The following is a 12,715-nucleotide window of genomic DNA, read 5'->3' on the forward strand; positions in this document are numbered from 1 at the left end:
TTCGCAGCCGAACGCAGCCTCGCGGGCTCGGCAGCTGCTACAAAGGGTGTCGCGGCTGAAATTGCTTAACTGACTGGTTCAAGGCAAGCCGTTGCAGCAATGCTTCAGGAAACCGGGGTGTTGCGCCAGGCGTTTGAAATACTCATCGACGGCGGGGTAGTCCGGACGCTCGATCGGGGTCATCAGCCAGCGATTGACCGACAGGCCGATGACGATGTCGGCCAGGGTAAACCGCGGTCCGGTGACATAGGCCTTGGTGGTTGCGAGTTGATGTTCGAGGATGGCCATCTTCTGGTTCCAGCCGCGAATGCCGACCTCGAGGCTATGCGGATCCTGGAATTCCGGGTCCTTGCGCACCAGTGCCATGAACGGATATCTCCAGGACGGATTGAGCTCGGTGGCTTGCCAATCCATCCACTGCTCCACCCGAGCGCGGGCGGCAGGTTCAGTAGGCAGCAGCTCGGTATGATGGTGATGGTGTTTGCCCACCAGGTAGCGGCAGATGGTATTGGACTCCCATAACACCCCGGCTTCATCGATGATCACCGGCACCTGCGCGTTGGGATTGAACCGGAGGAACTCCGGGCTGTGGGTGGAGGCAAAGCCGCTGCCCCAGTCCTCGCGTTCGTAGGTGATGCCCAGTTCCTCGCAGGTCCACAGAACCTTGCGGACGTTGATCGACGAGGCTTTACCCAGAATCTTCAGTGTGTGTTCCATTGAGCTACTCCGTTAGCGAGTTGGTACGCTACGGGAATCTAACAGTGTGCCCGCCAGAGGGCGACATACGTTGCTCTAAAAGGTTAGTTGAAATCCGCTCGCCTGGACGCCTTGATCGTTCCCATGCTCCGCGCGGTAATGCCTCGACGGAGGCTCTTGATTGGGCTTCAGGCACTTGGCCGAGACTGGTTGGCCGGCAACAGGTCAGTCCAGATCGGGGTCGAACAGGCACTGGGGATGTGTGGATGGAGAACAGGTTGCTTGAGGATCCAGCCCTGAAGCCGTTGGTCGATGTACACCGGAGTTGATTCAATGCACTCACCCTTGGGCGCCACTTTGGCTTGATCCACTGACACAAATAGCGGTCCGGGCAGATCAAACACCGTCCGGGACTCGCTTACAACACCCGTGTCCTTGCGGGCGAAACAGCTGTTTCTGCGTCCGCTCAGGTCGGTTGTCATGACCCCGGCTTCTTCCCGGTTCGCATGCCAAACGTTCATGACAACGGCTGGCCCCTCGGCTTTGGGGTGAGCGACCAGGCAACTTTTGATTGCCGGCATGAAACGAGGATCGTTCAAAAACTGCGTCCAGTCGTTCGGCTCCGAGGCTTGTGCCTGAATCGTTTGGCCGAGCAAGAGGGTCAGCACGCCGGTCAGGAAAATCGCATTGCGCATAGGAATATCCGCGAGAAAAAGTCTGCGGATTCTGCACTCGACACTCGGGTCGCGGAGGGTAAAAGATGTTTCGAAATGCGGATAAACAGTCCCGGAATGCTGTGTAGGAATGGTCTGAAGGTAATTGGCTTCGGATGAGCTCCACAGATTACGGTTTCTTGCACCCTTGCCTACAACTACGCCAGAATCCGCCGACTTGTGCGCCTGGTATCCGGACTCTATCGTTCCGTGTCGCTGCAAATTCAGCGATCGGGTTTCGCAGCCCGGGTATCTCTAGACGCATAGCGTCCACCGTTCGTGATCAATTCACGTTATGGCGGCTGTGCGTGGGAGACCTTCGGGTCTACCGGGTTCTAGAGTCCCGGTCTGCGACCCGCGTACAGCTGCCACCCTTCGTATCGCAGCGAGACTTGGCAGCTCCATCACTCTAGGAGCATCACCATGTTCAAACCCACGCCCAACCCCCCACGCAATCCCAGCCCGATGTTCTCCATCTCACCCGGCATCAATAACGAAACGCTGTTGGCGCACGCCTGCGAATCACTGGCCTCGGCGAGTGTGATGACCAATGACTTTGCTACGTTTCTGGAAGGCAGCCAGCGCAACACGGCATTGGCGATTGCACAGATCATCATGCTGGCGGAACTGGCGGTGAATCGGGTACTGGATAACCTCGATCCGCAGGATTAATCGCCGAACCTGTAAAGAAACGCGGTCTGTAGCAGCTGGCGAAGCCTGCGTTCGGCTGCGAAGCAGTCGTAAAACCCGAGCACTCGATCTTCCTGAATGACCGCGTCGGCTGATTTTACGACTGCTTCGCAGCCGGACGCAGGCTTCGCCAGCTGCTACACAACAGTGTGTTCAGCGAGCCTGCTCGCTACATCAGGTACTCTCGCGCACCTTCAACTCAAACCCCATGTCCTGCACCGGCCTGGCCACGGTGTTGCCGGCCATCAGCGTCAGCATTTGCTCCGCCGCGCGGCGGCCGATGGCTTCGCGCGGGGTGTTGATGCTGCTCAGGCGCGGGACCATGTGTGCGGACATGGGCAAGTCGTTGAAACCCAGGATCGCCACCTGTTCGGGAATCCTGATCCCATTGCGCATGGCTTCGAGCAGGGCGCCCTGGGCCAGGTCGTCGTTGCCGAAGAAGATCGCGTCGACATCCGGATGACTGGCCAGCAGTTGCAGAAACAACTCGCCGCCGAGGCCGACGGAGGAGGAGCGGGGTGTCAGCACTTCCAGGTCCGGGTCATACCGACCGGCCTTTTGCAGGGCTTTGCGGAAGCCTTCGCCGCGCAGCAAGGTGCGTTGGTCCAGTTGCGCGCCGATGTAGGCCAGGCGCTTGCGGCCGCGAGACAGCAAGTGTTCGGCAGCCGTTTCTCCGGCGGCCAGTTGCGAAAAGCCAACGCAATTGAGCCCGGCGGCGCTGTCCAGTTCCATCATGTACACACAGGGAATGTTGCTGGCTTCGATCATCCGTCGCGAACTTTCGGTACGGTCGAAACCCGTCAGCAGCAAGCCGCGGGGTTGATAGGCCATGTAATTGCGCAGCAGGTTTTCTTCCTCATCGCGCGAATAATGGAAGTTGCCGATCAGCACTTCGAAGCCCTTGGGCCGCAGGACCTGATGAATGGCTTCCAGGGTGTCGATGAACAGCAGGTTGGACAGCGACGGCACCAGCACCACGACTGACTGGCTCTGGGCCGAGGCCAGGGCACGGGCGGCGGGGTTGACCACATAGTTGAGTTCAAGCGCCGCTTTCTGCACCTTTTCCACCAGTTCGGTGGCCACGGTGCTGACGCCGCGCAGGGCGCGGGACGCGGTAATCGGACTGACGCCGGCCAGGCGGGCCACTTCGTTCAGGGTAGGGCGGCCAGTAGTGCGGGTATTTTTATCGTTCTTGGTTAGGGTCATCGACGGCTTGCCAAACAAAATTCAAGGCACTAAGGTAGCGCTGTCTCGATGCAGCTGCAAATGCGTGAGCGAGGGTTCGCCTGATCCTTGCTTTTTGGTGTCGGGACCTAACCTGCTGCAACCCATAAAATGACAAGAAAGGCGTCGGCAATATCTGCTTTTGATCTGGTGTCATAACTGGCAAAGGTAGCGCTGTCTGCGCGCTGAGGTGTTACATGAATCATCCCATCACCGCCCTGGTCATCATGGGCGTTGCCGGTTGCGGCAAAACGTGCGTCAGCGAGGCCCTGTGCCAACTGAGCGGCGCCACTGCCATTGAAGGCGACTCTTTTCACCCTGCCGCCAACATCGAAAAGATGAGCGCGGGTATTCCCCTGAACGATGAAGACCGCGCCGGCTGGCTCGACAGCCTGTGCGATGAATTGCGCCGTGTCGACGCCAAGGGCCAGCGCCCGGTGCTGACCTGTTCGGCTCTCAAACACATCTACCGCGAACGCTTGCGCAGTGCCTTGCCGGGCCTGGGCTTCGTGTTCCTTGAGTTGACCCCCGAAGTGGCCGCCGACCGTGTGTCCCATCGGCCGGGCCACTTCATGCCGTCGACCCTGATCGCCAGCCAGTTCGCCACCCTCGAATCGCCCGTGGGCGAGCCGTTGACCCTGGCGCTGGATGCTTCGACCCATAGCGTCGAGCAACTGGCTGCACAGGCCCATGTCTGGTGGCAGGCGCACGGCCTGAAGCAGGCGGTATGACTGTGTTTACAAAGACAGCGCTGTCCTCACGAATTCTGATCAACCCGCTTCAATAACAACAACAACCAGGAGACACCCCTAATGTTCGGCATGTCCCACGAGACGTTCCTGCTGCTCGATGCAGTGGTCACGGTGATCGGGCTTATTGTCCTGATCACCAAGTTCAAGTTCCACCCGTTCATTGCCCTGACCATTGCCGCCGCTTTCCTAGGGCTCACCTCCGGCATGCCGATCGGCACCATCATCAAGGCGTTCCAGGACGGCTTCGGTGGCGTACTCGGTTTTGTCGGCATCATCCTCGCGCTGGGCACGATGCTCGGCAAAATGATGGCCGAATCGGGCGGTGCGGATCAGATTGCGCAGACGTTGATCCGCGCCTTCGGCAAGGACAAGGTGCAGTGGGCGATGATGTTCGCCGCGTTCCTGGTCGGTATCCCGCTGTTCTTCGAAATCGGCTTCGTGTTGCTGATTCCGCTGGTGTTCATCGTGGCCCGCCGCACCGGCGTGTCGATCATCAAGATCGGTATCCCGTTGCTGGCTGGTCTGTCCGCGGTACACGGCCTGGTGCCGCCGCACCCGGGGCCGTTGCTGGCCATCGGCGTGTTCGGTGCCGACATCGGCAAGACCATTCTGTACGGCCTGATCGTGGCGCTGCCGACCGCTATCATTGCCGGTCCGATCTTCGGTACGTTCATTGCCAAGCACATCCCCGGTCATCCGAATCAGGAGCTGGTGGATCAACTGGCGCGCGAGTCGGATTCCGCCGATTTGCCGAGTTTTGGCATCACCCTGGTCACCGTGCTGTCGCCGGTGTTCCTGATGTTGCTCAAGACCTTTGCCGACGTAGTGCTGCCGGACGGCAACTTCTTCCGCACCTTCATGGACCTGATCGGTCACCCGATCTCGGCGCTGCTGCTGGCGTTGCTGCTGTCGCTGTACACCTTCGGCCACAAGCAGGGCATCGGTTCCCAACAGATCCTGAAATGGCTGGATGCGAGCCTGGCGCCGACCGCCGCGATCATCCTGATCATCGGTGCCGGTGGTGGCTTCAAGCAGATGCTGGTGACCAGCGGTGTGGGTAACGTGATCGGCAACATGGCGGTGGCCGCGCAGATCTCGCCGATCCTGCTGGCCTGGCTGGTGGCGGCGGTGATTCGTATCGCGACCGGTTCGGCAACCGTGGCGACCATCACTGGCGCCGGCATCGTGGTGCCGGTGGTGGGGATGATTCCGGGTGTGAACCGTGAGCTGCTGGTGCTGGCCACTGGTGCAGGCTCCCTGATCCTGTCCCACGTCAACGACGCCGGTTTCTGGCTGGTCAAGCAGTACTTCAACATGACCGTGGCCGAAACCTTCAAGACCTGGACCGCGATGGAAACCATCCTCTCCGTGGTTGGTCTGGGCTTTATCCTGTTGTTGTCGCTGTTCGTTTAAGCGATTCGGCAGGTACAAAAAAACCGCAGCGATGCGGTTTTTTTGTGGGTGATCGATTTCAAGACTGAACATAGAACAAATGTGGGAGCGGGCTTGCTCGCGAAAGCGTCGTGTCAGTCAACCAAGATGTTGTTTGATATACCGCATTCGTCGGATCGCCGCCCGGAGCAAGCCCGCTCCCACAAGGTCATGTGTTGTCAGTTGGTTTTCTGTACTAGCCCATCCGCCCGAAACATCCCGCGAATCCCGCGCACGGCCTGTCGAATCCGGTCCTGGTTTTCGATCAGGGCAAAGCGCACGTGATCATCGCCATACTCGCCAAACCCGACGCCCGGCGAGACACACACCTTGGCTTCGGCCAGCAGCTTCTTGGCAAACTCCAGCGAACCCAGGTGCGCGTAAGCCTCAGGGATTTTGGCCCAGACGTACATTGAGGCTTTCGGGTTTTCCACCATCCAGCCCAGTTCATGCAGGCCCTTGACCAGCACGTTGCGCCGCTGCCGATACTGATCGGCGATGTCGCGCACGCATTGCTGGTCGCCTTCAAGCGCAGCGATCGCCGCCACTTGCAGCGGGGTGAAGGTTCCGTAGTCGTGGTAGCTCTTGATCCGCGCCAGGGCATTGACCAGTTCCGGGTTACCGACCATGAAGCCAATGCGCCAGCCGGCCATGTTGTAGCTCTTGGACAGGGTGAAGAACTCCACCGCAATGTCCTTGGCCCCCGGCACCTGCATGATCGACGGGGCTTTCCAGCCGTCGTAGACGATGTCGGCGTAGGCCAGGTCGTGTACCACCAGTACGTCGTATTGCTTGGCGAGGGCGATGACGCGCTCGAAGAAATCCAGTTCCACGCACTGGGCGGTGGGGTTGGACGGGAAGCCGAGGATCATCATCTTCGGCTTGGGGATCGAACCGCGAATCGCCCGTTCAAGTTCAGCGAAGAAATCCACGCCCGGTACCAGCGGCACCGACCGCACCTGGGCGCCGGCAATCACGGCACCGTAGATGTGAATCGGGTAGCTCGGGTTCGGCACCAGCACGGTGTCGCCCTGATCCAGGGTGGCCAGCATGAGGTGCGCCAGGCCTTCCTTGGAACCGATGGTGACAATGGCTTCGCTTTCCGGGTCGATGTCGACCTCGTAGCGGTCCTTGTACCAGTTGGAAATCGCCCGGCGCAGGCGCGGAATGCCCTTGGAGGTGGAGTAGCCGTGGGTGTCTTCGCGCTGGGCCACCGTGACGAGTTTTTCGACGATGTGCGGCGGCGTGGCGCCGTCGGGGTTGCCCATGCTCAAGTCGATGATGTCTTCGCCACGACGACGGGCGGCCATCTTCAGCTCGGCGGTGATGTTGAAAACGTAAGGGGGGAGTCGATCTATGCGCGCAAAGCGGCGCGGCGAACCTTGTTCGGCCATTGTTGCCTCGGATAACGTAAGCGCCCGGAACCGTCCGAGCGACGCAGGTCAGCGGTGACCTGTGGCGGAATGTAAGGGCAGCTGTGGCAGACTGTCCAGCCTCAATGTAAACAAATTTGTCCGAAGGAAAGGGTTCGATGGAATTTACCAGCGGCTTCTTGCTGAGCCTCTCGCTGTGCCTGGATATCGGCGTGGCCAATATCGCGATGATCACCCTGGCGATGCAGCGCGGCTATTTCCAGGGTTTTGCCCTGGGCCTCGGGACCTGCGTCGGCGACCTGATCTACGCGGTACTGGCGCTGGCCGGCATGACCGTGTTGCTGCAATACGAAACCGTGCGCTGGGTGTTGTGGATCGGTGGCTCGGCGCTGTTGGTGTACTTCGCGGCGAAGATGATTTATTCGGCGATTCACCACGAGGCGGTGCTAGCGCAATCGGCCGAGGTGGGGCACAACTCCCATCGCAAAGAGTTCTTTCGCGGGATTTTCCTGGCCATGTCGTCGCCCAGTGCGATTCTCTGGTTCGCTGCGGTGGGCGGTACGCTGATCGCTCGTTCCGGTGGCGGTGGCGCCCTCAGTTCAGCACTGTTTCTCGGCGGTTTTCTCTGCGCGGGGATTCTCTGGTGCGTCGGGCTGTGCTTTGCCGCGAGCCACGGCGGCAAGTTGCTGGGGGACAAGTTGCTACGTTATTCCTACATGGCATCGGCGGCGATCTTCTGCTATTTCGCGGTCTACGTGATCCTATCGGGTTACAACGAGTTCGTTGGCGCCGCTGCCGTCGAGCAGTTGCACGCACTGTAATTGGGCGAATCGGGTTTGGCTTCTATACTCCCAGCCGAACCCATTTTTATGCGTCAGGAGTCGAGTCATGGATGAGTTAGCACGCGTCGAACTGACGCAACCGCGCTTCGAACACGGGCACTTCCTGCTGATTGCAGGGCTGGGCGGACAATTTACCCAGCAAACCACCCAGGGTATTCCAGCACTCTGGGAGACATTCATGCCCCACATCGGCAATGTTCCGGGGCAAAAAGGCGAAGTCACCTACGGCGTCTGCTGCAATTTCGACGGCAAGGGCGGCTTCGATTACATCGCCGGGGTCGAGATCAGCAAGCTCGACGACTTGCCGGAAACCTATCGCTGGGTGGAAGTTCAGCCGCAGCTATACGCGGTGTTCGAGCACAAGGGGCCGCTGGACACCCTGCCGCAAACCTTCCAGTACATCCATGGCACGTGGCTGCCGCAATCCGGCCACGAACTATTGGCAGCGCCGGAGTTCGAGCGTTACAGCGAAGACTTCAACCCCAAGCTCAACACTGGCACGCTGGAACTCTGGCTACCGATCAAGGCATGACACCTGCAGCGAGAGGCGAATCAGCCGATTCGTCTCTCGATGTCCCACGGCGGCTGATTTATCATTCCCGGCCTTTCCCACGCTGACCCCGAGCTGCCATGAACACCGTCATTCGCAACGTCACCCCCGCCGATCTGGACCGCTGCTTTGCCATCGAAACCCTTGCCTATGAAGGTGACGAAGCCGCGACCCGCGAAAAGATCGCCATCCGTATCGCCACTTGGCCCGAGGGTTTTATCGTTGCGGAAGTGGACGGGGTCGTCGCCGGTTTCATCAATTCCGGTGCGGCGTTCCAGGTGGAAATGTCGGACGAGGCGTTCAAGGAGTTGATCGGCCACGACCCGGCCGGGCCGCACGTAGTGATCATGTCGGTGGTGGTGCACCCGGATTATCAGGGGCAAGGCCTGGCCAAGCGCCTGATGGGCGAGTTCATCGAGCGCATGCGTGGGATGGGCAAGGTCAGCATCAACCTGATGTGCAAGGAACGGCACATTCCTTTGTATGCCGGGTTCGGCTTTGCCTACATCAAGCCTTCGGCGTCCGACCATGGCGGCATGGCTTGGCATGAGATGGTGCTCGAATTGTAAGTCACACTGAGGTCCCCTGTGGGAGCGGGCTTGCTCGCGAAGGTGGTGTGTCAGTCGAAATCATCGTTGGCTGACACTCCGCCTTCGCGAGCAAGCCCGCTCCCACAGTAGTTTTGTGTCGATTGCGGGTCCGTGCCTAGAACACCAACCCCATCCGCCGCTCATAGCCGATTCGGCCCTTGTACGCCTCGCCACTGTCGACAAAGCCAAACCTTTCGTACAGCGCGATGGCAGCCTCGTTGTCGGCATCCACCGACAACTCCAATCCTCTGATTTCCGGCCAGGCCAGGCGCGCCGCCTCGGGCAGCGCTTGCAGGCAGGCCTTGCCGTAGCCCTTGCCCTGGGCGCGTTGATCGACTTGCAGGGCATGCAGGGTCGCGCTGTGCTCATCCGCCCAGGCCGGCAACACCGGCGGGCGCTTGAGCAGCAGGAACGCGACGGGCACATCCTCAGCCAGCAGGGCAAATCCCTTGACGCCGGGGCCGGGCTTGGACAACAAAGTGTGCAATGCACCGTGGATATCACCGGAGAACCTGATCTGTTCCGAATGCACTTCAATGGCCTCGACCTGTTGGCGCTGCAGGGCATTCAGGCTTTCATAAGGCACGAGTCGGGCTGTCACTGGAGTGTCCTTTTTCCTACATGAATGAGTCTCGGATTCTAGCGAGTCTGGTCGTTTGGATTATTTTTATTTCACCTGTCGATTTGCCGGATCGCCGGACGACTAAGGGTGTCTTCACTATAAAAACCACGGAGAACCACCATGAACTCGCAAACCCAGATCCAGAACCTCATCGAGAACTATCGTCAGGCAGTCATGGCCAAGGACATTGAAAAAGTCATGGCCCTTTATGCCGATGACATCGTCTCCTTCGACGCAGTCAAGGCCCTGCAATTCAAAGGCAAGCCGGCGTATCGCGCGCATTGGCAGGCCTGCATGGAAATGTGCCCCGGCCCGCACATCTTCGAATTCCACGAAATCACCATCGAGCCGTCCCAGGAAATTGCGTTCGCTCACTGGCTGGCCCATTGCGGTGGCACCAACGACAAGGGCGAAACCCAGTCATGCTGGATGCGCGTCACCGCCTGCTATCGGCAAGAAGCCGGGCTGTGGCAGATCGTCCACGAACATTGGTCTGCACCGTTCGACATGACCAGCGGCGCGACGCTGTTCGATCTCAAACCCTGATCGTCGGGAAGCCGAGCCAGAATGCCAATCAGCGGCCATAGTTGATCGTTCGATAAGGAGAGCGTGATGAAGTATTTATGCCTGGTCTACAGCGATGAGCGATTGCTGCATTCGCTGCCGGAAAGCCCGAAGGACGAAGAGTGCATGGCCTATGCCGAGTCGATCCAGGGCAGCGGCCGGATGGTCGCCGCCGAAGCACTGGAGTCGGTACAGACCGCCACTACGGTGCGCATGCGCAACGGCAAGATGTCGATCACCGACGGGCCATTCGCTGAAACCAAGGAGCAATTGGCCGGCTTCTACCTGATCGATGCCAGGGACCTCAACGAAGCCATCCAGGTCGCCGGGAACATTCCGGCGGCCCGGGTCGGCAGTGTCGAAGTGCGCCCCGTTCGGCAGTTGAATCCTTAAGATGCCGGGGCTGCCGATTCAGGCGCAGGTCGAGCGGGTCTATCGCGAAGAGTCGCGGCGGATTCTTGCGACCCTGATTCGTTTGCTGGGGGATTTCGACCTCGCCGAAGAAGCCTTGCACGAGGCGTTTTTCATCGCGGTCGAACGTTGGCAGCGTGACGGCGTGCCGGACAATCCGCGGGCCTGGCTGGTGTCCACCGGGCGCTTCAAGGCCATCGATGCCTTGCGCCGGCGTGCGCGTTTTGCCGCGTCGCAGCCTTTGCTGATCGCACAACTGGAAGAGCTGGAGCAGGCAGATTGGAGTGATGAAGACGTGGAAGATGATCGCCTGCGGCTGATCTTCACTTGTTGCCACCCGGCCCTGGCGGCCGACGCGCAAGTGCCGCTGACGCTGCGGGAAGTCTGCGACCTGACCACGGAAGAAATCGCCCGGGCCTTTCTCTCGGCCCCGGCCACCATCGCCCAGCGCATCGTGCGCGCCAAAGCGAAGATCCGCGACGCGAAAATCCCCTATCAAGTGCCGACGCTCGCTGAGTTGCCCGAGCGTCTGGACAGCGTATTGCGGGTGATTTATCTGGTGTTCAACGAGGGTTACTCGGCGTCCATCGGGGCAGAACTGATCCGCGAGGATTTGACCCGCGAAGCGATCCGTCTCGGTCGGTTGCTGGTGGAACTGCTGCCGGAGCCGGAGGTGATGGGCTTGTTGGCATTGATGCTGCTGCACGAGTCGCGCCGCCCGGCCAGGACCTCGGCGAGCGGCGAACTGATTGTGCTGGACGAACAGGACCGTTCGCTGTGGGATGCCGGGTTGATCAGCGAAGGCTGCACGCTGGTCGAGCGGGCGCTGACCATGGGACGATTCGGACCCTATTGCCTGCAAGCGGCGATCGCGGCGGTGCACGCCGAAGCCCGGGCGGCGGGGGAAACCGATTGGCCGCAGATTGTCGGTCTGTATGACGTCCTGCTGAGGGTGGTGCCGTCACCGGTGATCGAGTTGAATCGTGCGGCGGCGATTTCGCAACGCGATGGTCCACTGGCGGGGCTGACGTTGGTCGACGCCATTCTGGCGCGGGGAGAACTGCTCGACTACCACCTGGCGCATTCGGCGCGGGCGCAATTCTGTTGGCAACTGGGCCGCAAGCAAGAGGCGCGGGCGGCTTGGGAACGAGCGCTGGCGTTGACCCGGCAAGAGCCGGAGCGGCGGTTTATCGAGGCTCGGTTGCAAGCGTTAGGTTGATGTGACCTTGCGGGCCTCTTCGCGAGCAAGCCCGCTCCCACAGGAATTGATGGCGTACTCGATACCTGTGGGAGCGGGCTTGCCCGCGAATAGCCGCGCCGCTATTCCAGCATTTTACCCAGCAACCAGCTCCCCGCCGGTCCCGGCGGATTCAGCCGCGACCACAGCGCGTCCACCGACACCGTTTTCGGCCAGCCACGCACCACCAATTCCTGCAAGGAGCCGGGCCCGAAGCGTTCCACCAGCCAGCGGGGCAATGGCGCCCAGCCGAATCCGCCCTGAGCCATTTCCAGCAGCATCAGATAACTCGGCGCCGACCAGACGCGGCCCTTGGCCCGACTTTCATAGGGATTGATGATGGTGGCCAGACGCAGCTCACGGTGCTGTTGCAGTACGTCCTGGTCGACGTAGTCCAGCATCGCCAACGGGTGTGTCGGGGACACGAACAAGGCGATTTCTGTGCGCTCGTCCACCGTCGAGCTGACCAGGTCCGGCGGGTAGCTGTCCTGCATTTCGGCGAAGGCAATCTGCGCCCGGCCGCTTTGCACCAGGGACATCAGGTCATCGCATTCGGCGATCAGACACTCGAGCTCCAGGTCCGGGTAACGCTGCTCGAAGGCACTGAGGGCGGCTTCGAAGCGGTCCGACTGATAGGTATCGGAAAGCGCCACCGTCAGTTTCGCTTCCACCCCTTGGGACAGTTGGCTGGCGGCTATTTCCAGGCGACTGGTGGCGGCCAGGATCTCTTCGGCCCGTTGCAGCATGACGTGCCCGGCCGGGGTCAGCCCGGGCTTGCGGCTGCTGCGGTCGAACAGCGTCAGGTTCAGGTCGATTTCCAGGCTGGCCACTGCGGCGCTGATGGTCGACTGACTGCGGCCCAGTTTGCGCGCCGCGGCGGAAAACGAGCCTTGAGTCGCGGCTTCGACAAACGCCAGCAACACTTCGTGAGAGGCCATGAACTATCGCCTTGATCGATGGTTATTGGTTATGAAGTATCGGCGTGATGACGGATCATGGCAACCACACAGTCACTCAAGG

Annotated in this window: 15 protein-coding genes; 9 read left to right on the plus strand and 6 right to left on the minus strand. The window is 60.4% G+C overall.

What is annotated here, in order from left to right:
* Positions 1 to 78: 78 nt before the first annotated feature.
* Together AC07W4_RS25175 and AC07W4_RS25180 are read right to left on the minus strand one after the other, a co-directional pair.
* Positions 79 to 717: a glutathione S-transferase family protein gene (locus AC07W4_RS25175; RefSeq protein ID WP_495034378.1), complete on the minus strand. Its 639-nt coding sequence runs from the start codon at positions 715 to 717 to the stop codon at positions 79 to 81.
* A 167-nt stretch (positions 718 to 884) separates the two neighbouring features.
* Positions 885 to 1,391 (minus strand): hypothetical protein, encoded by a 507-nt coding sequence (locus AC07W4_RS25180; RefSeq protein WP_495034379.1) that lies wholly within the window; start codon positions 1,389 to 1,391, stop codon positions 885 to 887.
* Between the two features lie 441 nt (positions 1,392 to 1,832).
* Between AC07W4_RS25180 and AC07W4_RS25185 the strand changes: the two genes are divergently transcribed.
* Positions 1,833 to 2,081, plus strand: coding sequence for a DUF6124 family protein (locus AC07W4_RS25185; protein ID WP_007974480.1), 249 nt, complete (start codon positions 1,833 to 1,835; stop codon positions 2,079 to 2,081).
* Between the two features lie 192 nt (positions 2,082 to 2,273).
* On the opposite strand, the gene gntR is transcribed toward AC07W4_RS25185, so the two are convergent.
* A complete protein-coding gene (gene gntR, locus AC07W4_RS25190; protein WP_495034380.1) occupies positions 2,274 to 3,305 on the minus strand; it encodes an HTH-type transcriptional regulator GntR in 1,032 nt (343 codons plus the stop codon).
* A 215-nt stretch (positions 3,306 to 3,520) separates the two neighbouring features.
* Here gntR and AC07W4_RS25195 point away from each other — a divergent pair, with 215 nt between their 5' ends.
* Complete coding sequence (locus tag AC07W4_RS25195; protein ID WP_007985173.1) at positions 3,521 to 4,054, plus strand: gluconokinase; 534 nt, start codon at positions 3,521 to 3,523, stop codon at positions 4,052 to 4,054.
* A gap of 81 nt (positions 4,055 to 4,135) precedes the next feature.
* Positions 4,136 to 5,488, plus strand: a complete 1,353-nt coding sequence (locus AC07W4_RS25200; RefSeq protein WP_007985175.1) for a GntP family permease — start codon at positions 4,136 to 4,138, stop codon at positions 5,486 to 5,488.
* A gap of 197 nt (positions 5,489 to 5,685) precedes the next feature.
* Here AC07W4_RS25200 and alaC read toward each other — a convergent pair whose 3' ends face one another.
* Positions 5,686 to 6,900 carry an alanine transaminase gene (alaC, locus tag AC07W4_RS25205; RefSeq protein WP_495034381.1) on the minus strand — a complete coding sequence of 405 codons (1,215 nt, stop codon included), beginning with the start codon at positions 6,898 to 6,900 and terminating at the stop codon, positions 5,686 to 5,688.
* 137 nt (positions 6,901 to 7,037) lie between these two features.
* On the opposite strand from alaC, the gene AC07W4_RS25210 reads away from it, so the two are divergent.
* From AC07W4_RS25210 to AC07W4_RS25220, 3 genes are all read left to right on the plus strand, one after another.
* Entirely contained in the window at positions 7,038 to 7,700 is a 663-nt protein-coding gene (locus AC07W4_RS25210; RefSeq protein WP_495034382.1) for a LysE family translocator, read from the plus strand.
* Positions 7,701 to 7,767: 67 nt separating this feature from the next.
* On the plus strand, positions 7,768 to 8,253 hold the full coding sequence (locus AC07W4_RS25215) for a GyrI-like domain-containing protein (protein ID WP_495034383.1): 486 nt from the start codon (positions 7,768 to 7,770) through the stop codon (positions 8,251 to 8,253).
* Positions 8,254 to 8,351: 98 nt separating this feature from the next.
* Entirely contained in the window at positions 8,352 to 8,840 is a 489-nt protein-coding gene (locus tag AC07W4_RS25220) for a GNAT family N-acetyltransferase (RefSeq protein WP_495034384.1), read from the plus strand.
* Positions 8,841 to 8,976: 136 nt separating this feature from the next.
* Here AC07W4_RS25220 and AC07W4_RS25225 read toward each other — a convergent pair whose 3' ends face one another.
* Complete coding sequence (locus AC07W4_RS25225) at positions 8,977 to 9,462, minus strand: GNAT family N-acetyltransferase (RefSeq protein WP_495034385.1); 486 nt, start codon at positions 9,460 to 9,462, stop codon at positions 8,977 to 8,979.
* 141 nt (positions 9,463 to 9,603) lie between these two features.
* On the opposite strand from AC07W4_RS25225, the gene AC07W4_RS25230 reads away from it, so the two are divergent.
* From AC07W4_RS25230 to AC07W4_RS25240, 3 genes are all read left to right on the plus strand, one after another.
* Complete coding sequence (locus tag AC07W4_RS25230; protein ID WP_111279936.1) at positions 9,604 to 10,029, plus strand: YybH family protein; 426 nt, start codon at positions 9,604 to 9,606, stop codon at positions 10,027 to 10,029.
* 66 nt (positions 10,030 to 10,095) lie between these two features.
* A complete protein-coding gene (locus tag AC07W4_RS25235) occupies positions 10,096 to 10,440 on the plus strand; it encodes a YciI family protein (protein WP_007985194.1) in 345 nt (114 codons plus the stop codon).
* A 1-nt stretch (position 10,441) separates the two neighbouring features.
* Positions 10,442 to 11,677 (plus strand): RNA polymerase sigma factor, encoded by a 1,236-nt coding sequence (locus AC07W4_RS25240; RefSeq protein ID WP_495034386.1) that lies wholly within the window; start codon positions 10,442 to 10,444, stop codon positions 11,675 to 11,677.
* A 101-nt stretch (positions 11,678 to 11,778) separates the two neighbouring features.
* On the opposite strand, the gene AC07W4_RS25245 is transcribed toward AC07W4_RS25240, so the two are convergent.
* Positions 11,779 to 12,633, minus strand: a complete 855-nt coding sequence (locus tag AC07W4_RS25245) for a LysR family transcriptional regulator (protein WP_008052674.1) — start codon at positions 12,631 to 12,633, stop codon at positions 11,779 to 11,781.
* Positions 12,634 to 12,715: the final 82 nt, after the last annotated feature.

The sequence above is a fragment of the Pseudomonas sp. GW821-FHT02A08 genome, from assembly GCF_059422045.1.

Excerpts from the sequence above, each read along its gene's own strand:
- AC07W4_RS25210 (WP_495034382.1), top strand. The coding sequence starts at position 7,038 with ATGGAATTTACCAGCGGCTTCTTGCTGAGCCTCTCGCTGTGCCTGGAT.
- AC07W4_RS25185 (WP_007974480.1), top strand. The coding sequence starts at position 1,833 with ATGTTCAAACCCACGCCCAACCCCCCACGCAATCCCAGCCCGATGTTC.
- alaC (WP_495034381.1), bottom strand. The coding sequence starts at position 6,900 with ATGGCCGAACAAGGTTCGCCGCGCCGCTTTGCGCGCATAGATCGACTC.
- AC07W4_RS25245 (WP_008052674.1), bottom strand. The coding sequence starts at position 12,633 with ATGGCCTCTCACGAAGTGTTGCTGGCGTTTGTCGAAGCCGCGACTCAA.
- AC07W4_RS25215 (WP_495034383.1), top strand. The coding sequence starts at position 7,768 with ATGGATGAGTTAGCACGCGTCGAACTGACGCAACCGCGCTTCGAACAC.
- AC07W4_RS25200 (WP_007985175.1), top strand. The coding sequence starts at position 4,136 with ATGTTCGGCATGTCCCACGAGACGTTCCTGCTGCTCGATGCAGTGGTC.
- AC07W4_RS25240 (WP_495034386.1), top strand. The coding sequence starts at position 10,442 with ATGCCGGGGCTGCCGATTCAGGCGCAGGTCGAGCGGGTCTATCGCGAA.
- AC07W4_RS25175 (WP_495034378.1), bottom strand. The coding sequence starts at position 717 with ATGGAACACACACTGAAGATTCTGGGTAAAGCCTCGTCGATCAACGTC.
- AC07W4_RS25230 (WP_111279936.1), top strand. The coding sequence starts at position 9,604 with ATGAACTCGCAAACCCAGATCCAGAACCTCATCGAGAACTATCGTCAG.
- AC07W4_RS25220 (WP_495034384.1), top strand. The coding sequence starts at position 8,352 with ATGAACACCGTCATTCGCAACGTCACCCCCGCCGATCTGGACCGCTGC.
- gntR (WP_495034380.1), bottom strand. The coding sequence starts at position 3,305 with ATGACCCTAACCAAGAACGATAAAAATACCCGCACTACTGGCCGCCCT.
- AC07W4_RS25235 (WP_007985194.1), top strand. The coding sequence starts at position 10,096 with ATGAAGTATTTATGCCTGGTCTACAGCGATGAGCGATTGCTGCATTCG.
- AC07W4_RS25195 (WP_007985173.1), top strand. The coding sequence starts at position 3,521 with ATGAATCATCCCATCACCGCCCTGGTCATCATGGGCGTTGCCGGTTGC.
- AC07W4_RS25180 (WP_495034379.1), bottom strand. The coding sequence starts at position 1,391 with ATGCGCAATGCGATTTTCCTGACCGGCGTGCTGACCCTCTTGCTCGGC.